At 63.3% G+C, this 654-nt stretch carries 1 protein-coding gene; it reads right to left on the bottom strand.

Translation table 11 applies throughout. From position 1 onward, the window contains the following. Positions 1–654, bottom strand: a 654-nt coding sequence (locus AM506_RS23560; protein WP_152968658.1) for a TRAP transporter large permease subunit, incomplete at both ends; no start/stop codon positions are given.

Consider the following 654-nt stretch of genomic DNA (forward strand, 5'->3'; position numbering starts at 1 on the left):
AGCATGAACACCGCCTTGGCCTGCTGCGGCAGATCGCCGGCGACGAGCAGATCGACCAGTTGGGCATGCGCCATCAGGTTGTAGAGCGCCGGCGCCGACAGCGTCGCCAGCACGATGTAGGACGCGGTGACCGGCAGCCCCATTCCCAGGATCAGCGAGGCGATGGCGATCAGCACAATGGTCACCAGCAGGCTACCGCCGGCCCAGTCGGTGATCATCAGCGAGAAGATGTTGCCGATGCCGGTGGTCGAGACCACGTTGATGATCAGTCCCACGGTGATCAGCAGGATCCCCGTGGTGATCATGTTGCGCGTGCCCTGCACCAGCGCCTCGACGATGGTCTTCGGCGTCATCGGCTGCTTGGAGAGCCAGGAGGCGACGATCACCGAAGCAATGGCGATGCCCGCGGCATAGGTCGGCGTAAAGCCGTAGATCAGCGCCCATACCAGCACGATCAGCGGCAGCAGGAAATGCCAGCCCTTCTTGAGTACCTCGACGATTCCCGGGGCATCCGGGTCTTCGAGCTGCTGGGCGTTGCTGCGCTTGGCCTCGATGCGCACGAACATCGCCACGGACAGGAAGTACAACAGCGCCGGCAGCGCGGCGACGCCAATGATAGTCAGGTACGACACCTGGGTGTAGGAGGCCATGATG

Origin of the sequence: Rossellomorea vietnamensis (assembly GCF_001305855.1) — a bacterium.
GTDB classification, from domain to species: Bacteria; Bacillota; Bacilli; order Bacillales; family Bacillaceae_B; genus Rossellomorea; species Rossellomorea vietnamensis_A.